A 19,240-nucleotide genomic window follows, 5' to 3' on the forward strand; every position below is an offset into this window, starting at 1 on the left:
TTAAACCCTCGCAAATGAATAAGATGTACTCACAAGGCGAAAAACCTCTCCGTTAGCGATACCAATCAAATTAGTCGGGATTTCATAACAGAGAGAAACCTGATACATAGGTAACCTGCGGCCTCGTGATGTGATAGGAAGTATTTCTATCGCTTTTTCTTTGGTGATATCACTCATGTCTGGAAAGTCACATCCGTGTATGCTCCCTTTGGTCAGAGTCTTTTGAACCCTTCGGTAATTTACTTTACCTCCAGATAAAGCCGTTTCTTCAAGTCTTATCTCGTCGATACGCATCCCAAATTTGGTTTTATCAAAGTTTGGAATCATTCGTTTCATCGAAGCAGAAGCAATCACAAACGCGTTGTGTTCTGTTTTCCGACAATCGCCCGCACAGATATCCATATTGGCATTAAACAATTGTTTTCGTTCAGCAAAGATTGTGGTCAATGAATAGGAAGCTCTGTCGAGTTGTCCTTTTTTATTGATGGCCAACATATGGTTTACTACGACGACAAAAATGCCTGACGCAAAGACCAATACCATCGCCAACTCAACTGCAAATGCACCTTTTTGTTTAGCTTGCACAACCCGCTCCCTGACCAATTTTGAAAGAGCATCTTTCATATTCTTGAATAGTGATAATTTCCCGCTTGATAGGCATATCTGGGAACCATATGGAGACAATCGGATCATAGGTGTATTCCAAAGCGTAAACAGCCAATGCCATGTCTTCCGGTTCATCTTTCTTATCTGGACACTTATCTGCAGAAGCATAAGTATCCGTGCATTTCAGAAAGCCTTCGTAATCTCGAAAATAGTTAACATGGACGATCACACTCCCTTCTTTGACTACGTTGCTCCACAAAGAGCCGCCCGCTTTGTCCAACTCGTCTTTGATCATTTGGCTGTAGTTAATGGAGTTGCTACTGCTCGAGTCACCCGCTTTTTTAGTTCGCATCACTGCTGTCGTTAATGCGTGATCAGTCATGCTCATTGAGAAGGTCAAAATACAGATCTCAACCCATCCGAAGACAATAGCCAGAAAGATCGGAATACCCATAGCAACTTCAACCGTCAACGACCCCTTTTGCTTTCGTTTCAACGGTCTCATAGTCGGACATACCTTTTCTTGGTGTAATCAACAACGAATGCTCCCTTAATATCGATACTGTTTAAGAACGCTTTCGCTTCATCTAAGTCATTAAAATCACCAATGCAATAGCGCTTCCACAGTCCATGTGTATACGAATAAACAGAGCCATAATTTGTTTTTAAGTAGTTCAAGAAATCAGAAGGAATCGCCGTATACGTCGCCAACACTTGTACTCGATAAATAGGTTTTGCACCGGGTTTAAGTTTTCTTGGGTCAAGCACAGAGCCATCGACACTGTGTCTAGAAGCTTGAAGCTCTGCGGTCGTATCCAATTTACTGACTCGTGATGTCGGTGCTACAAAGCCACCTGAATTAACTTGAGAACCAATAAGCTGCTGTTCCATTTCTATCGTTGACTGTGTCACGGCCTTCTTCCCTTTGCTTTTAGATATTGACCTCATTAATGCAGATAGCTGCTTGTGGGCCTGCTCATCACTATTCGAGTGTTTTAAAACTTCCAGTGCGATATCCGGTCGCTGAGACTTAACCGAAGATAGAATCAAGTTAGAGCTAACTCTTTGGTCGTTTGGATTCGACAGGTAAAGGTCATATAAAATGTCCGTCGCACCTAAATAATCAGACTGCATTATTTTTACAACAGCGATATTGTTTCCGGCTTCTCTGTCTGAGGCTCCTTGCTTTCGACTTTCCTCAAAATGCTCAATAGCTTCGGTAAATCGCTTTTGTTGCGCTAATATTTTTCCGGTTAAAAGTTGGTATTCATATTCTGCTCCACCTTCATCCCGATACTTTTTTAGCTCTTCTAATGCGTACTCAAAGTTTTTTTTCTGATAGTAGATTCGAGCATCGGTTAGAATAAACTCAGGATCATCAAGGTCACTTTCGCTATAGGTGCTTCGATATAATTCAGCCGACTTGATATCTTTAAGATCTAGATACAAATTAACGAGTTTGACTTTATATACCGAGTCAAATTGGATATTCGCCTTATAAAACTCTATGAGCTTTTGTGAATCACCCGACCCAATAAGCAATTGTTCTTTGGTATCAAGTTGATTATTAACCGTTGTACAACCAGAGATTAAAACCAACATAATTACGGTTAATATATACTTTCTTATCACATCAACATCCTCAAAATACCAGGGGCAGCAATTAGCACAACAATAGGAACCATGATAAAAGCGATAAGCGGGATTGACATTTTTGCCCCCATCTTTCCAATTCGTTCTTCTAAATCCATCATGTTTAGCTCTCGAATATCAGTAGCTAAGGTCGATAATACGGGACCAACAGATGAGCCAATTGGAGGCTCTGCACCATGGTCATTACGAAACTTTGTGACTCACTGGTTGGTACGAGTTCGTAAAATTCTTCTAATGCCTTTTCAAGGCCCACCAGGCGCGAGCGTTCGACAGTTACTCTCACGACATGAGCAAGGTTACCGTCTACTGAGTGAAGTTCTTTCGCCAAGTACTCTAAGCTAGACTCAATAGTCATGCCGGTATGGACACAAACATTCATAAGGTCGAGTAAAAAAGGTAACCTTGAACTGATGTGCTTTATATTGGCTTTGCCTCGAGCAGACACATAGGAATCCGGCGCGATGACAAACGCTAATAAGGCCCCCAATAAATACAGTAAAGCAAATATTACTTCGGTTTTACCGTTAAAGAAGTCAAGACCAATTAATACTAGGCAAATACTAAAAGGGATTATTTTCAATAAATAGTAAGCATCAGCAAGGAAGTCATTGTAAAAACCAGCTGCGACTAACTTCCGCTTAGTTTCATGCTTATTGAAACTAAGCCGAGACAAAACAGCCTTAAATAAATCCGTTCGTTTTTTTTCTTCGCGTGTTGAACCAATTATTTTTCGAGTTTCTATATTTGCTCTCGTGTTATCCCAAAAACGCAAGCAATACGTTGCTAGAACCATAGAGATAATAAATATGACACTCCAAACAATGGCAGTTTCAAAGTCCATCAATTTACACCTCGCAAAATCAGCCAGATGCAAAAGAAACCTAATAATTCGCTCACTAGAACGTAATAAAAAATAGGTTGTCCCGCTTCCTCAAACATAACAAAGCTGTAGTTCTCAGGGCTTGTAAACTTCAGGATGATAAGAAAAATCACGGGCAAACAGGCGATAATTTTGGCAGAAGCTCGCGCTTCTGAGGTCAATGCATTTTTCTTTTTTTCAACGGCTCGAGAATCAAACATAAGTCGATTAATTTTGTTGATCACATCTTTGAGCTGACCACCCCGAGCTAGGTTAATTCTTATCGTTGAAGCGAAAAAGAAATACTCTAAATAAGGAAAAGTATTGCTGCTACGCTCAAGAACATCATCAGGATCTTCACCAATAAGTAATCGCTCAGCCATAAGCTTGAACTCTTTGCCCACATCATTATCAAGCTGCTTACCTACGTACTCGAACGCATGAATGATGCTTTGACCAGAAGAAATAGCGCCGCTCAAAATGTTCAAAGCGTCTGGAAAGTTAGTTTTGAAACGATCCATTTGTCTTTGCTTTAACTTTGTGTAAAAAACAAAGAACAAGATTGGTTCAGCAAGGAGTAAGCAAACGAAATAATCCTGACGCAAGAAGAACTCATTGACCGCATAGACTGCCGATGCTGTCACAGATGCAAATAGAATTAACTTCAAAGACATATTAGGTTGAAATACTTTGATGGTCTTCTTGTAACTTTTCCTCAACCGGGCTTTGTAGCTCTCTTCAAACTGTTGTGAATCAATAACAGAACGAACACCTTTAACCCCTTCAAATTCAGCTTCCATCTCAATTAAGCTGCTCAATTTTTTGCTTTGACGAGAGCGATGGATAAGGAAGTAAAGTAACAAAGCGCTCCATGAAGCAATCAGTATTAAGGTCATGTAAATATCTCCTTCACTGCTTGTTCTAAACCAAAGAATTTTGCGCGTTCATAAATCACAGAACGAGTCGATAAACCGGGTGTTCTGAACTCACCTTCCATCTTTCCATCTTTGAAATTTGAAGTAGCTTCATAACGAAAAATGTCTTCCATCACCACGCTATCCCCTTCCATCCCGATAATTTCAGAAATGTACATCACCTTGCGGCTACCATCGTGGAGGCGCTTTACTTGAACGATAAGGTCTACTGCACTAACGATGGTTCTACGTATTGCTGATATCGGCAGACTGGCTGTTGCCATCATTACCATGCTCTCAGTACGAGCAATGGCATCACGAGGTGTGTTAGCGTGCAATGTTGACATAGATCCGTCATGGCCAGTATTCATGGCTTGAAGCATCTCAAAGGCTTCACCACCACGACACTCACCTACAATGATTCTGTCGGGACGCATACGAAGGGCATTAATCACAAGGTCACGCGCGGTGATCTCTCCCGTCCCTTCAACGCTGGCTTGTCGAGTTTCAAGCCTAACGATGTGAGGCTTTTGAAGCTGTAGCTCAGCCGCATCTTCAATGGTAACAATACGTTCCGTGTCACCAATGAACCCAGACAACGCATTCAACAATGTCGTTTTGCCTGAGCCCGTACCACCAGAGATCAATATGTTGCACTTACAGTGACTGGCTATAGACAATAGCTTTGCCATTTCCACAGACATGGCACCAAACTCAGCTAGATTCTCAAGCCTAATTTTTTGTTCTTTGAACTTACGAATAGAGATAGATGTGCCATCTATTGCAAGCGGTGGAATCACAATATTTACACGACTGCCATCCATCAAACGAGCATCACAAAGAGGTTTCGATTCATCAATACGACGACCTACATTCGAAGCGATTCGTTTAGCGATGGTGTTCAGTTGCTTTTCATTAACAAATTGAATGGGTGACTGTTCGACTTTGCCATTGATTTCGATGAAGATATCGGAAGGCCCATTTATCATAATGTCCGATATGTCATCGTTATCGACCAAAGCTTGCAGCGGCCCAAGACCTTTCAACTCATCGAGTAATGCTTTGACTAGATCAACGCGCTTAAGAGAGCTGACTTGCAATTGCTTCTTGTCGATCAATATATTGACTGAATCTTTAAGCTGTTCTTCTAGCTCTTGATTACTGATTTCAACAAGCGTCGCGGCGTCCAAAGCATCGAAGATTTCATCTCGAAGCTGGATGTAAATTTCTTTTAATTGATTCATTTTCTAAACAAACTGAAACGTGATTTGGTTTTAATTTTCTTGCCTGTTAACGTGGCAACCATACTCAAAACGGCAGTCGAGGACTTAGATTTAAGCAACTCATTAATACCCTGCTGCACCACTATTTTTTCAAGTGACGGCTCATACATAAAATCAATGCTATCTTTGGCTTTGATCCTCTCTTTTGCGCTTGCGAGCGTTACCATGAAGTCTTTCGCTGGTCTATTCAGGTTGAAAATAACCTGGTGTTCAGACTTACCGATCTTCTTCTTCAACGAGTTGTATGAACGCAATGAAGAAACCGAAGGTTCGCAAACAATAAAGATGCGGTGATACTTATCAGATAACTCCTGATCGTGCATCTCTTCGTAGCAAGACAGCGGCGCTGAATCGATAATAAAGTTATACTGATCAATTAGTTGACTCGAAAGGTTGTACAGCGTAGACGCGTGATCAGAAAGACAGGCAACATTCTTCTCTAGAACCAAATAATCAAGTTTCTCTTTAACGCCATGCACATAGGTTTTTGCTATCGCACTGTCGATATCGATCTGATTTAAGTCGATACTGTTGTGCTTGGCTTTCAAACCTTTTACACCAATATAAATGTCGCTGTTTAGCGCTCCTGAATCATGATCCACCAGGAGTGTCTTTAGGTTTGCTTGCTCTGCTAAGGAATGTGCTAAAACAGAACTTACGCAAGATACTCCAATGCCGCCTTTGGTTCCTAACACTAATATACGTTTAGCTACTCGCGTTTTTTTAACGGTGCTTTCACCTTCTTGCGTCGCTTTTAATGCCGCGAGTAACGCATCAAGTTCAGAATCCCACAAGACATAAGTAGCACCCAGAGAATGCACTTGGTTACGCAGTTTTATAGAATCAACATCGCAGAGAACAAGCAAAGATATGTTCACATCTAGGCGAATCGAAATCTCGGATACTTGCTCAATAACGTTGGACGCGCTGCGAAGATCAAGTACAACATGATTAAGCTTGATGTTTGACTGATTCCAAACACCATCTAAATCAATATCAGTCACTTCAAGTGGTTTAGGAAAGCCTTCAATCGCGTATAGATCATTAATCGATTCAGTTAAGGCGCTATCGTCTGAAACAATGAGATCGGTAGCCTCAACTGTCGACTTCATTTTCGAAGACGAATTACGAAACAAGATATCCAAGTCCATAGCTATTTCGCCTTCTTAATTGGATTGACCAAGCTAATATTACGATTGTGCTCGACACTACAGCCAAATTGATAATCTTCTCTTTTAGAGAACACCATCACTCCACAGTCACTGCTTTTAATTCGGACATATCGACCTATGATTAGGATGTTTTTTTCTTGGTCATGATCGGCAAGCTCGACTTTATATCTGTCTTTAGAGATAGACTCTAACTTAAATCGATCGCTTAACTTCGCGACAAATTCACTCGCATCAGGCTTATATCTAACCAAAAACGTCGCCTTTGCCTCTCTTACGTTGAGATCTCGAATAAAAGCCACAGAACGAGGCATCGAATCTTCATCAGTCGTCATGTCAAATTCAAAGCGTTCCTCTAATTGTTCAATAACACTAGAGTTACTGGTATCAAGATGAGTACAAGCAGAAGTGAAAAAAGCTATTAAAGTAATAACGAGCCATCTCATTAGTTGAACCCTCCTTGGTTAATCGTGTCTTCCAACTCAGGTTCATCGAGATCTGAGAGGTCTATTCTTAGCAATCGTTCTAGGTCACTGGTACGTCTAAAGCTTGGTAACTTAACTTGTTCTTGCTCGACGGGATCAACGAGATTGACAGTCGCAACAATGATTAATTCCGTTTTAGAGCGATTCGTAGAAGTGTGGCTAAATAGAGCTCCAAGGATTGGGATATCCCCCAGAATTGGTATCTTGGTTAACGATTCACGCTCTTCTGACGTAAGTAGCCCCGCCAGTACAAAGCTTTGCCCATCTTTTAAATGAACTGTTGTTTGAGCTCGTCGAGTCCGCAAAGAAGGCACAGAAATTAGACCTGTCGTAGTTTTGTTTGATTCATCAATCGAACTGACTTCAGGAATAAGAGTCAACCGAATGTTCTCTGTATCCGTGACCTTCGCAACCATGGCCAACTTAACTCCATACTCTTTGTAAGAAATGGTAATCCCGTCTTCATCTCGAACAGCGATTGGTATCTCGCCACCTGCTAGGAAACTGGCCTGCTCACCCGAAATAACAGAAAGGTTGGGCTCGGCCAATACCCGCCCGATTTTGTCATCACCACTTGCGGAGATAACAGAAACGATATCTTGAGCCGTAAAATCAAGGAGCTTATTCACAAAAGTCCCTGGCTCCCCACTGTCACTGTAAGTCACACCTAATTCGGTAAGGAAAGAGCTCGACACTTCCGCCACAGTCAGCTTTACGTTGATCTGTTCGGTGGTCAAAACTTTCAGGTTATTAATAACTTGGTCATAGTTGTACTGTGCCGTGTACTCTAGCTCGTCTAAAGCTTCACCATCAGCATCCTTTAGCTCGTAAGCCGTTCTACGGCGATCTTTCTTCAACATTTCGCCGACAAGTCGATTGATCTTTTGTTTAATTTCTTCGCTACCGACAATACCGTCTAAGACCACTTGGTCACCGACATTGGAAACCATAACGCTTTCATCAGGGAATCGAGCGATGAGCGTTTGCTTAAGAAGTCTTAAGCTTTGATTGACAACCAATTCCGCATTGTAAATTTCATTTCCACCGCGATCATAAACAATCACAGAGGTAGTACCCTGGCCAACGCCGTAAACTACAACCTTGTTTTCATCGATAATTTTGTAGTCAGCTATTTCTTGATTCGCCACAAATACCGTTGATATCTGTCGCTTCAAATTAATGGTTTTCGCAGCGCCTTGATCCAAGTTCATTAATTCTGATGCGAGTAATGGACAAGAAAGAATCCCGCACAATAGCAAGGCTATATTTTTCTTCTTCAAAGTCATGTTATTCCTTACCACGTAATTCTCTGACACCGAACTGAGTTTCTAAAAGGTCACTACTGCGGATAGATAAATAGCGATTCTCGATTTCAGATGGAATGATATTCACATCACCGATTTTTTGAGCCATTTCAAGTTTCAAAACGCTGCGCATATTTAATGCAATAACTAAACTGTATTTTTTATCTTCGGCATCCTCTGAATCAGTATCTTCACTGCCTTTTATTACCTGCAGCACGCGAGCTCCACTAATAATCACTCGGCTAACGAGATCACCGATGTCACCATATCCATTCTCAACTAGATTTGATTTTGATGAGGTTGTGGAAACGAAGCTCACTTTATCACCAGGGGTAAGCGTTGCGGTTTGTACGACTCCGATACCAGTTACTTCATAAAAATAAGGTAATTCACCGTCATTTAATGACAGGTACATATAATCTCGGTCACCCGGGTTAGAGATCATATCTTGTGTTATATAGGTACCTGCGCTGATGTCGTCTTTAAAAAGAGCACCAGGTTCAACAATAAGATCGTCTTCTAACGTGTAGTAGTAACCATCTAAATCAGATATATGGACAAACTTCTTATCATAAAAATTAGGAGTTAACGGTTGAGAACGTTTTATCGCTTTCTGAGTGACTAAAATACTAACCTTAGGTTCTTCTTTCTGCTGAACTTCCTGTGGTTCTTCATCAGATGACATATAGTTCATATTGATATAAATCAATGTAGAGAAAATAGAAAAAGCGACAAGAAGGAGAATGATAATTCTGTTCATATTAAGCCTAAAACAGGGGCAAAAGCCCCTTTATATATTATTCTTAGTGGCTGATTATTTGCCTGTAGTAGCTGTAGTCAAATTGGTGGTCACTTTAGTTAATGCACCAGTGATAGCATTTTTAAGCGCATCAGTTTGAAATGCCGCTAATACTAGAGCCGACATTACAACAGCAATAATTGCATATTCCACAGCAGTAACACCGCGTACATCATCTTCGAACTTCATTTTTAGTTCAGCTAGTTTTGCTAAAGTTTTGTAATACATAATAATCCTATAAAAAGTATATTGACCATTGGTCTAATTGAAATTGCGAGTAAAATTTACCCGATACAAAAACATACATCCAATTAATAGTTATTATGATCGCATAACATAAACTTATTACAGTCCACATTAGTATTTTTTATAGCTCTATAATAATTGAAAATGTGGTTTACATTGATACAGCTAACGATTACCTATACTCTATATTTATGAATGTAGATATATTATTTTATGCCACTTTAATTTTTGTAAACTTTTTAATCTTAGTATGTGTGTGTTTTTTCGATGGAAAGTATAGAAAAATACCAAACAATCTCAGTAAGACTGCTTTAATATTTAGCATTTTCGTCGCACTGTATAACGGTTATTTAATGACTTCGCTTTCCATTGCTATTTTATGCTTCTTTGTATTTTTTATTCTTTGGTATGTAAAGGTTATAGGTGCTGGAGATGTGAAGTTAATCAGTGCCCTAATCATTAGCATACAACCCGACTTTGCAATAATAACACTGATTTTTATAGGTTTTTGGGGGGGGGTGTTAGTCTCTATTATGTACATAATAGGAAAAGCAGCAGGTTTTGATAGCTACAAAAAAGGCATTCCTTACGGAATACCTATTGCTTTGAGTTGCTTTATCTTTAGCACAATATCAATATTGTCAAACTGATTACATAATATTATGATTCAACACAGGTGTTGAAATGTCACTAATTTGAAATAGCTGTTGGATCTTATCTTTAATGCCTAACGTCTCTAATTCTTGTGAAATCTCATCGCTACACCAGACATACATATTCACTTTTTGACGTAATGGTATTGTTTTACAATTATGGTGGCATATCGACCACTCAGGAAATATTAGAATAGTTCCGTTGGTTTCCAATTCATTTTTTAGTAACTGACATGAGCTTGTTTTCACCCAACTTGTCACATGTGAAGAATCAATATTATAGTCGTTAAGCAACTCCTGAACATAAGACTTAGGCAAAGAACTACAGTAAACAACTCTCTGTGGGTAACACTCGTGCGGATCAAGTGAATTAGAATGTGCGATCACATAATTCACTGTTTTTAACTGATAGGATTTTCCATTCTCTTGTGAAATTCTATCCATCGTGAATATTAAGTCGTAGCGAGACGAGTCCAGTAGAGAAGACTTAGTAAAACTGTTTATGGACAAGTCTATATTGTTCAACATTCTAAATTCATTGATTACCCGTTCAACCATATCGAAGCAAAAAGATTCAGCAATCGCTATATTGAATTGATCTCGTAACTCCACTTTTTCTAGATCTTCAAACAACCTTTCGTACATAGACATTGTTTGATCTGCGTAATCGAGTAGTACTTTTCCGTGTTTAGTGAGTAAAAATCCTTCCTTTCTATCAAAAATACTCGCCCCAATCGTATTCTCTATCTTTTTAATATGTTGAGAAACCGCAGGCTGTGTCATAAATAGAGACTCAGCTGCAGCTGTAAAACTTTTGTGTTTAGCAACGTGTGAAAATGTTCTTAAATATTTGACGTCGATAGACCTGTTGACGTTTTTCATGGTGCAAACTACCCCGATGTTGCGTTATTTTATTAATTATTCTTATTAAAAATCAGCGTAAAAGTAACAATAGTGTCATTCAGATACAAAAAAACATTATTTATATAGTCATAAATAATGTTTATATCCATCTAAATAAACAAATAAATTTTCCGCACCAACAACTGATTCACAAATCCTTATGTGCTTTTACAAACAACATATTTCGCTTGTCATTCGTGTTCCAGAGTCCTTACACAACACCCTCTCCAAGCAAATGACAATCAACACAATTATAACCAAAACTTATGCACTCACCACCTTAATGGCACGTGAAAGCTTTGAAATTTATGTAAATAATCGACATTTATAAGGCTAAAGTTCAAAAGTCACTCAAACTGAGCATTGTTCGTTTTTGTGATCAAGATTGCACGCAAATGAAACTAAACACCTATAAACGTCGCTCTTGATTCAGAAATGCGACAGATAACTTCATTTTTTGAGTTAAAATTTAGAAATGGAAAAAGAAAAGAGCTAATCAAATTAGCTCTCTTTTGTTATTTTATTCTATCGCTGAACTCTCAATCGGAAGAGTAAACAAAGTATAATAAGAACCGACAAGGAAGAACTTCCTCCTGATGAATCGCTCTGAGTTATTGGCATAGAGGCTTCATTTGAAACATTTGGTAAAACTTCTATGTCAAACGAACCAACCCATTCACCACCATCGGCCGATAAAGCCTTATATTTAATCGTGTCATATAACGCTAACTTACGTTGAGTAGGCGCATTATAAATGATCTTACTATCGACAATTTTTGCAATTCCATTACGTGGAGATTCCAATATATATAACGAGTGAACACCACCGTTAATATTAGGAACCAAATTGATTTCATCTCCATATTTTACTTGCAGAGATTTAGTACCCAAGAGTGATGCTTGCTTTCTTCGCACATCAACCACTACAGACTGCTTTGTATACCCTCCTGACGAGTCCTGTACCAGAATAGAAAATCTGTATTTCTCACCTTCCAAAGCATCACTAGGTACCGTCACCTTAAGGGCTTTAGACTGTGTACCACTTAACAGCAATCTTGGTCCTTGTACTTGAGACCACGTGATTTGATGCTCCGAAGAATCGATATCGATAATATTAGTTACAGTGAATATTACGGTTTCACCAGGCTCAGGCTTTGCGTCTAGCCGATCTAGAGTGAACTTCGGGGCGTCATTCACTGGATTTATTTCAACGTCCACATGAGCAAAGTCCGTCTTATCACCAAGCCGACCTACCAAACGGTATGTAAAATTGTCACGACCAAACTGGTCAGACAGCGGAAAGTAAGTTCCATCTTTTATCACCCCTTTGGTCGGCTTCTTCCCGAGTTCTACAACATAGTTATTAGGCTTAGGTAAATTGATATCATTCGCCAACAGATCGAGCATAAAAGGGATGTCTTCATCGGTCGATATCCTATCGTCGACGGCAATAGGTTTCTCTTGTGTCGGCAGTTCAAAAAGTACTGCAAAAGGAAAGTTCTGACCAAACCCACGGCTCAAACCTCGAGTTTTGTAATCAGAAATGGTCCCCGAAAACTGTCTTTTTCTTTGTCCGTCTCCTAAATACGCATCTAAAAACTGTGTTGAATATTCAGGAGTACCATTTTCAATCTCTAGGACAATTAACTTAGAGCCCAAGCCAAGCTTAATTTTCTCATCAAAAATGATTTGTCCGCCACCTTGCTGAGCAACGCCTCGGTGTAACAATCGAGCGGCGTTCTCGTCAATAACTGCATTGCCGAATCTTGGTTGATATGGATATTCCACCAAACGATAGAACATAGGCATCGCTATGCTCGTTGCTTTCGCGTAAAAATGAATCCCTGCTATGTCTTGTTTGCCGTTAACCACATCAATGGAAAAACCTAAAACATTACTATCCAAGTTGTAACGTGGGTAAGTCCTTCCGAATGAGGTTACCCAAGACGTTTTATTATTTGAGTTAGGCACTAATAAAGAGAAAGTCGCTTTGGTATCATCGCTGACAATGTTGGTTATCGATATATCCGTCTTTCTTCCTGCAGTAATCGCCGTTAAGGAAGGTTCAGAGTCATCTGAGAGATTGGTAACCGATTCTCTACCAGGGAAAACATCACCATCATCTCCAGACGAAAATCCACTCTCAAGCAGCCCCTGCCCATCAGCTTGGAATACCTGCACTTGCATGGGACCCGAACTGTTGAATTGGTTATCTATATTCACTGCTGTTATTAATAAGCCCTCTCCACGAAGCGCTTGGTCGTAATTGTTTTTGCGCCTATTTTCAATGTAAGCACGGGGCCCAAATTGCTTGAGATAAGGATCGAGATGAATAACGCTTTCGCCTTTGATTGTGTTTATGTCGACACTGCCGTTATTTGAGAGCAATTTTGGCTTTAAAAAACCTGATGCCTCTTTGCTCCACGCCAACATGTTAACCGGCGTTTCTCCAGCATACTGGTCACTGGGTTTACTGCCCCAACTACCACCTCCCATTAGTCCCCAATGCCCAATCGAACCATCATGTTTATAAGAATATAGATCAGGCAGCCCTAACATCAGGTGTCCAAGTTCGTGAGCAATAACACCCATGGTTGATTGGTGGTCATCTTGATAATCTGCGAATAGGCAGTACGCGCTAATACGCTTCCCGTCTATCTCTACAGTTCGGTGAGCAAACTTGTGCGGCCAAATAGTGGGCGTTTTACGTGTACCACTAGATTTGTCATTACCAGCAAACACAAACATAACGGACAGTTCTTGTGGGGAGATACTATCGTCATTGTTGTAGTCATATTGAGAGAGGTTAAAGTCAACATCTAACGCTTCATACGCCTTGGTGAACACATTATTAAGTTTACTTTGGCAATTACTTTCAGACTTAGAGTGGCAATTGGGATGATCTATATCCAACGTGACATTAATAACGCCATCATTTTTTGTTCCTTCGTTTTCTTTGGCCGGAACGACTTTATAATTCCCATAACTATTTTTAAGAAAATAATCTTGAACACTTTGTTGGTTTTCACCAAATATCGTCGACTGAAAGTCATTTTCTATCTGTTCGTTTGAAAAGCTAACTTGTACTACCAACAAAGCTTGCTCAGTGATTCTTTTTTTCGAAGGACTTTTTAGAAGTGAGAGTTGATTTTCTATTGGGGTAAATCTTTTAAGATTTGCAGCAGGTGAGTCAAAATATTCATTGATGTGTATTGGATCGATTTTCAGATTTTTTATGTTTGATTCTATTGGCACTTCAGCTTCACTCGAAGCCAGTACTCCAGTAGAAACAACTCTGCCTGTACCATCATCATTTGTTTCGTATTTGGCAAAATACCATTGATTATCAGTATTCTGAACGTATATGTGACCATCATGGTCTTGATACCAAAACATATGCTGGGAGCCCATTAACCGCAGTTCTTTTGTACTGCCATCAATAAAGGTCATCGTGTGCCAGGTCGGCGCAGGTAAAGTAGTCGCTTGTACAGAGTAAACAGCAATGAGCGCTGTAATAAATGTACAAATTAATGTTGTCCTCATTAGGATAATCTCGTTAGTAGAATTTCTCAGAAAGAGATAATTCATTTATTAAATGAAACGAGACCTTATCAATGAGGCATTATATTAACCAATTAACTTTCTAACTAAACCTATAAGTAATATTTATAAGTTTAAGAATATAAAATTACTTATAGGCGAATAAATTATTATAAATAACAAAAGATAGGTAATAGGTAACTCTATCTTTTATTCGAGTAACTTTTAATTAATCCGCGCACCTATTAAACGATGAATCTTTCCACAAAAACTATTGAGATGCTTGTTTCATCTGCTCATCTAAGTTAAGCACCGTCAAAGCATTGCTTACGCTGGTTGCAATCACGTCAACCACACCCGTTCTTAGTGCACCTAACAGAGCTAATGGCTTACTGTTCTCGGCAGCGATGGCAATTACCTCGGCGATAGGACGGAACTCTTCCAAGCCTAAGCCGATGACTCGGTCACTCATTACTGTGTTTGCCGCTTTACCGTGCACGTCGAAAAGTCATAACCAGCAAAGTCACCGACTACACCTTGTAGTAAACGAGATTGAACAACCTCTCCCGCCGTAAACCAACCTAGGTCGACCATATAGCTGTTTTCACTCATATCACCAATACCCACTAAAGCAACATCCGCCTTACGGGCAAGATCAGTGTTTGCTTAACGGTGCTGTTTTCCATAAAAGCGGTTTTTGTGCTTTGTTCTCTGCATAAGCAGGCGCATATAAAGTTTCTGATGAACCGCCGTACTTCTTAGCTAGCTGTCTACATATATGGTCGGCATTAAACATACCCCTCTTGGGTGTATACCACCGATGCCACATACAAACTTACAGTCACGTGGCGTGATCACACCAGTATGGTGAGCAACCGACGATACGTTTCGACCTTGGCCGACCGTCACTACCATTCCGTTTTTAAGGTACTCGTTAGATAGTTCGACACCAGGCCTGCAACCTGTAAACGCTGCTTATCTTCATTTGGCTGATCAAGAGCGACTAATGCTCGCTTCACACCAAACCTTTCAATAAGACGCTGTTCAATTTTGGCACTGAACACAGGGTGGTATTTCACGGTGATCTCAACAATCCCTTCATCACGGGCTTGTTTGAGCATTCGACCAACCTTTGCACGAGAGATAGAGAACTTTTTGGAGATCTCTTCTTGAGTCGCACCATCTTGATAGTAAGCAACGGCGACTTCGGTTAGGAGATCAGTGTTTTCTTCGGAAACATCTTGGATATTGTTACTCATATACCACTCAACCAATATTTAACAATTATTTTACCTGCTGTGCTTCCTAATATAGGAGAACTCAGTAAGTGATACATAAGCTTACACCCTGAACATATGTAACAACAAGGAACATTTGCTCACTATGATAACCTTGATTTAGCTGTTGATTAATTAGACTCAATTGAACCGTTAAACGTTTGCTTGTATACCCCATGATTACTAGAGCGAAATATATTTGACTGAAGTCACCATACAGCACTATTTACCGTTGACTTTGGGGCTGAATCGGATAAATATGGCTACATCATTTACTCATCGAGCAGACAAATGTTCTGTGCAAATGTTCGTTCGGAGAAAAATTTAAATTAATGTAAGTTTGACTCACTGGTACAACCATGAGGAACTTCATTAGTTCGCTTGCAAATGCCCACACCTCTCCCATTAAAGGGGTGTTCTGCGATACATAGGATGATCAAAATGAGCAATAAATTAGAGCAACTTCGTAAACTAACAACTGTTGTAGCTGACACTGGCGATATCGAAGCTATCAGCAAGTACACTCCTGAAGATGCAACAACTAACCCATCTCTAATTCTTAAAGCTGCTCAAATTGCTGAGTACGCACCTCTAATCGATGCTTCTATCGAATACGCTAAAGCGCAAAGTGGTGACAAAGCACAACAAGTTCAAGACACTTGTGACATGCTTAACGTGAACATCGGTAAAGAAATCCTTAATGTTGTACCTGGCCGCATCTCTACTGAAGTAGATGCTCGTCTTTCTTACGACATGGAAGGCAGCGTTGCTAAAGCTCGTCAACTTATCAAAATGTACAACGACGCTGGCATCACTAACGACCGCATCCTTATCAAACTGGCTTCTACTTGGGAAGGTATCCGTGCTGCTGAAATCCTGAGAAAGAAGGCATCAACTGTAACCTAACGCTTCTATTCTCTTTCGCTCAAGCACGTGCTTGTGCTGAAGCTGGCGTATTCCTTATCTCTCCTTTCGTTGGTCGCATCATGGACTGGTACAAAGCGAAAGAAGGTCGCGATTTCGAAGCTTCAGAAGATCCAGGCGTAATCTCTGTTTCAGACATCTACAACTACTACAAAGAGCACGGTTACAAGACTGTTGTTATGGGCGCAAGCTTCCGTAACATCGGCGAGATCCTTGAACTTGCAGGCTGTGACCGTCTAACTATCGCTCCTCAACTTCTAGCAGACCTAGAAGCAGCTGAAGGCGAAGTAGTAGAGAAGCTAATCGACTCTAACGGTACTAAAGAGCGTCCTGCTGCAATGACTCACGCTGAGTTCCTATGGGATCACAACCAAGACCCAATGGCTGTAGAGAAGCTAGCTGAAGGCATCCGCAACTTCGCCGTTGACCAAGGCAAACTAGAAGACATGATCGCAGCTAAGCTGTAATCACTACCTAATAAATAAGAGGAACGAATTTCGTTCCTCTTTTACATCTATCCACGAATTTTTAATTTCGAATCAATTTTGGAAGCAATTATGAACCGCAAACATTTAGCTAACGCTATTCGTGCTCTAAGCATGGACGGTGTACAACAAGCAAACTCTGGTCACCCAGGCGCTCCTATGGGCATGGCTGATATCGCTGAAGTACTTTGGCGCTCTCACCTGAACCATAACCCATCAAATCCAGAGTGGGCTGACCGCGACCGTTTTATCCTGTCTAACGGCCACGGCTCTATGCTGATTTACTCTCTGCTTCACCTAGCAGGTTACGAGCTTTCAATTGAAGATCTTAAGAACTTCCGTCAACTGCACTCTAAGACTCCAGGTCACCCAGAGTACGGCTACGCACCTGGTATCGAGACGACGACTGGTCCTCTAGGTCAAGGCATCACCAACGCTGTTGGTATGGCGATGGCTGAGAAAGCTCTTGCGGCACAGTTCAACAAAGAAGGCCACGACATCGTAGACCACTACACTTATGCATTCATGGGTGATGGCTGTCTGATGGAAGGTATTTCTCACGAAGCATGTTCTCTAGCAGGTACGCTAGGTCTTGGTAAGCTGGTTGCTTTCTGGGATGACAACGGCATCTCTATCGATGGCGAAGTTGAAGGTTGGTTCTCTGACGATACACCTAAGCGTTTTGAAGCTTACGGCTGGCACGTAATTCCAGCTGTTGATGGTCACGATGCTGATGCTATCAATGCGGCTATCGAAGCAGCTAAAGCGGATCCTCGTCCGACTCTAATCTGTACTAAAACGGTAATCGGCTTTGGCTCTCCAAACAAAGCAGGTACGCACGACTGTCACGGTGCACCATTAGGCGCTGACGAAATCGCAGCAACTCGTAAGCAACTAGGTTGGGAGCACGGTCCTTTTGAAATTCCGTCGGAAGTTTACTCAGAGTGGGATGCGAAAGAAGCAGGCGCAGCTAAGGAAGCAGCGTGGAACGAGAAACTTGCAGCTTATGAAGCAGCATACCCTGAGCTGGCAGCTGAATTCAAACGCCGCGTAAACGGTGATCTTCCTGCTGAATGGGAAGAGAAAGCATCGGCAATCATCGCTGATCTTCAAGCTAACCCAGCAAACATCGCATCACGTAAAGCATCTCAAAATGCTCTAGAAGCGTTTGGTGCTATGCTACCTGAATTCATGGGCGGCTCTGCTGACCTTGCGCCTTCTAACCTGACTATGTGGTCTGGTTCTAAGTCGCTTGAAGCGAACGACTTCTCAGGTAACTACATCCATTACGGTGTACGTGAATTCGGTATGACGGCAATCATGAACGGTATCGCTCTGCACGGTGGTTTCGTACCATACGGCGCAACGTTCCTAATGTTCATGGAATACGCTCGTAACGCTATGCGTATGGCTGCTCTGATGAAAACTCAGAACATCCAAGTTTACACGCACGATTCTATTGGTCTTGGCGAAGATGGTCCTACTCACCAACCGGTTGAGCAGATCGCTTCTCTACGTCTGACTCCAAACATGAGCACATGGCGTCCATGTGACCAAGTTGAGTCTGCTGTTGCTTGAAACTGGCAATCGAACGCAAAGATGGTCCTTCTGCGCTTATCTTCTCTCGTCAGAACCTTGCACAACAAGATCGTGACGCTGAGCAAGTGGCAAACATCGCTAAGGGTGGTTACATCCTGAAAGATTGTGAAGGCAAACCAGAGCTTATCCTTATCGCGACTGGTTCTGAAGTTGAGCTAGCGGTTAGCGCTGCTGCTGAACTAACAGCTGAAGGCAAGAAAGTACGCGTAGTATCTATGCCTGCAACTGACGCATTCGACAAGCAAGACGCTGAATACCGTGAGTCTGTACTTCCATCTGACGTTACAGCACGTATCGCAGTAGAAGCTGGCATCGCTGACTTCTGGTACAAGTACGTTGGTTTCGGTGGCAAGATCATCGGTATGACAACGTTCGGCGAATCTGCACCAGCAGGCGAGCTGTTCAAGATGTTCGGTTTCACTACTGAAAACGTAGTAAACACAGCAAAAGAACTTCTAGCTTAATCTGCTAATCAGTTAGCTGTTTTCTAAGCACATAATAAAAAGCCCTACTCTTTTGAGTAGGGCTTTTTTGTATCTGT

Annotated in this window: 13 protein-coding genes and 4 pseudogenes; 3 read left to right on the forward strand and 14 right to left on the reverse strand. The window is 41.0% G+C overall.

The annotated features are described in order from the left end of the window. From tadF to IHV80_RS23030, 11 genes and pseudogenes are all read right to left on the reverse strand, one after another. Positions 1–585 carry a tight adherence pilus pseudopilin TadF gene (gene tadF, locus IHV80_RS22980; RefSeq protein WP_108099580.1) on the reverse strand — a complete coding sequence of 195 codons (585 nt, stop codon included), beginning with the start codon at positions 583–585 and terminating at the stop codon, positions 1–3. Next, the gene (locus tag IHV80_RS22985) at positions 575–1,111 is read right to left on the reverse strand and encodes a TadE/TadG family type IV pilus assembly protein (protein WP_192891120.1); all 537 of its coding nucleotides are present in this window, start codon (positions 1,109–1,111) and stop codon (positions 575–577) included. The genes tadF and IHV80_RS22985 overlap by 11 nt, the downstream gene beginning before the upstream one ends. Further along, positions 1,108–2,238, reverse strand: coding sequence for a tetratricopeptide repeat protein (locus IHV80_RS22990; protein ID WP_192891121.1), 1,131 nt, complete (start codon positions 2,236–2,238; stop codon positions 1,108–1,110). The genes IHV80_RS22985 and IHV80_RS22990 overlap by 4 nt, the downstream gene beginning before the upstream one ends. Next, positions 2,235–3,100: pseudogene (locus tag IHV80_RS22995) on the reverse strand (type II secretion system F family protein). Before IHV80_RS22995 ends, IHV80_RS22990 begins: the two are co-directional and overlap by 4 nt. Beyond that, positions 3,100–4,014 (reverse strand): type II secretion system F family protein, encoded by a 915-nt coding sequence (locus tag IHV80_RS23000; RefSeq protein WP_192891122.1) that lies wholly within the window; start codon positions 4,012–4,014, stop codon positions 3,100–3,102. The pseudogene IHV80_RS22995 and the gene IHV80_RS23000 overlap by 1 nt, the downstream one beginning before the upstream one ends. Then, positions 4,011–5,276, reverse strand: coding sequence for a CpaF family protein (locus IHV80_RS23005; RefSeq protein ID WP_192891123.1), 1,266 nt, complete (start codon positions 5,274–5,276; stop codon positions 4,011–4,013). The genes IHV80_RS23000 and IHV80_RS23005 overlap by 4 nt, the downstream gene beginning before the upstream one ends. After that, complete coding sequence (locus IHV80_RS23010; RefSeq protein ID WP_017077515.1) at positions 5,273–6,466, reverse strand: AAA family ATPase; 1,194 nt, start codon at positions 6,464–6,466, stop codon at positions 5,273–5,275. The genes IHV80_RS23005 and IHV80_RS23010 overlap by 4 nt, the downstream gene beginning before the upstream one ends. A 2-nt stretch (positions 6,467–6,468) precedes the next feature. Next, positions 6,469–6,930 carry an ATPase gene (locus IHV80_RS23015; protein WP_192891124.1) on the reverse strand — a complete coding sequence of 154 codons (462 nt, stop codon included), beginning with the start codon at positions 6,928–6,930 and terminating at the stop codon, positions 6,469–6,471. Continuing rightward, positions 6,930–8,255 (reverse strand): type II and III secretion system protein family protein, encoded by a 1,326-nt coding sequence (locus IHV80_RS23020; protein ID WP_192891125.1) that lies wholly within the window; start codon positions 8,253–8,255, stop codon positions 6,930–6,932. Before IHV80_RS23020 ends, IHV80_RS23015 begins: the two co-directional genes overlap by 1 nt. A gap of 1 nt (position 8,256) precedes the next feature. Then, positions 8,257–9,033: a CpaB family protein gene (locus IHV80_RS23025; RefSeq protein WP_192891126.1), complete on the reverse strand. Its 777-nt coding sequence runs from the start codon at positions 9,031–9,033 to the stop codon at positions 8,257–8,259. Positions 9,034–9,087: 54 nt separating this feature from the next. Then, positions 9,088–9,300, reverse strand: a complete 213-nt coding sequence (locus tag IHV80_RS23030; RefSeq protein ID WP_065104638.1) for a Flp family type IVb pilin — start codon at positions 9,298–9,300, stop codon at positions 9,088–9,090. Positions 9,301–9,509: 209 nt separating this feature from the next. Between IHV80_RS23030 and IHV80_RS23035 the strand changes: the two genes are divergently transcribed. Continuing rightward, positions 9,510–9,968, forward strand: coding sequence for an A24 family peptidase (locus IHV80_RS23035; protein WP_192891127.1), 459 nt, complete (start codon positions 9,510–9,512; stop codon positions 9,966–9,968). Here IHV80_RS23035 and IHV80_RS23040 read toward each other — a convergent pair whose 3' ends face one another. The 3 genes and pseudogenes from IHV80_RS23040 to IHV80_RS23050 all read right to left on the reverse strand — a co-directional run bounded on the left by IHV80_RS23040 (position 9,969) and on the right by IHV80_RS23050 (position 15,673). Beyond that, a complete protein-coding gene (locus tag IHV80_RS23040; protein ID WP_192891128.1) occupies positions 9,969–10,853 on the reverse strand; it encodes a LysR family transcriptional regulator in 885 nt (294 codons plus the stop codon). Positions 10,854–11,399: 546 nt separating this feature from the next. Further along, entirely contained in the window at positions 11,400–14,417 is a 3,018-nt protein-coding gene (locus IHV80_RS23045; RefSeq protein ID WP_192891129.1) for a M6 family metalloprotease domain-containing protein, read from the reverse strand. Positions 14,418–14,685: 268 nt separating this feature from the next. Then, positions 14,686–15,673 (reverse strand): annotated as a pseudogene (locus IHV80_RS23050) (sugar-binding transcriptional regulator). A gap of 459 nt (positions 15,674–16,132) precedes the next feature. Between IHV80_RS23050 and tal the strand changes: the two are divergent. Further along, a pseudogene (gene tal / locus IHV80_RS23055) lies at positions 16,133–17,082 on the forward strand (transaldolase). A gap of 90 nt (positions 17,083–17,172) precedes the next feature. Beyond that, positions 17,173–19,163: pseudogene (gene tkt, locus IHV80_RS23060) on the forward strand (transketolase). Positions 19,164–19,240: the final 77 nt, after the last annotated feature.

It is taken from the genome of Vibrio bathopelagicus (assembly GCF_014879975.1).
Taxonomy (GTDB): domain Bacteria; phylum Pseudomonadota; class Gammaproteobacteria; order Enterobacterales; family Vibrionaceae; genus Vibrio; species Vibrio bathopelagicus.

Coding starts and splice junctions, on each gene's coding strand:
- IHV80_RS22985 (WP_192891120.1), bottom strand. CDS start 1,111: ATGAGACCGTTGAAACGAAAGCAAAAGGGGTCGTTGACGGTTGAAGTT.
- IHV80_RS23000 (WP_192891122.1), bottom strand. CDS start 4,014: ATGACCTTAATACTGATTGCTTCATGGAGCGCTTTGTTACTTTACTTC.
- IHV80_RS23005 (WP_192891123.1), bottom strand. CDS start 5,276: ATGAATCAATTAAAAGAAATTTACATCCAGCTTCGAGATGAAATCTTC.
- IHV80_RS23010 (WP_017077515.1), bottom strand. CDS start 6,466: ATGGACTTGGATATCTTGTTTCGTAATTCGTCTTCGAAAATGAAGTCG.
- IHV80_RS23015 (WP_192891124.1), bottom strand. CDS start 6,930: ATGAGATGGCTCGTTATTACTTTAATAGCTTTTTTCACTTCTGCTTGT.
- IHV80_RS23020 (WP_192891125.1), bottom strand. CDS start 8,255: ATGACTTTGAAGAAGAAAAATATAGCCTTGCTATTGTGCGGGATTCTT.
- IHV80_RS23025 (WP_192891126.1), bottom strand. CDS start 9,033: ATGAACAGAATTATCATTCTCCTTCTTGTCGCTTTTTCTATTTTCTCT.
- IHV80_RS23030 (WP_065104638.1), bottom strand. CDS start 9,300: ATGTATTACAAAACTTTAGCAAAACTAGCTGAACTAAAAATGAAGTTC.
- IHV80_RS23035 (WP_192891127.1), top strand. CDS start 9,510: ATGAATGTAGATATATTATTTTATGCCACTTTAATTTTTGTAAACTTT.
- IHV80_RS23040 (WP_192891128.1), bottom strand. CDS start 10,853: ATGAAAAACGTCAACAGGTCTATCGACGTCAAATATTTAAGAACATTT.
- IHV80_RS23045 (WP_192891129.1), bottom strand. CDS start 14,417: ATGAGGACAACATTAATTTGTACATTTATTACAGCGCTCATTGCTGTT.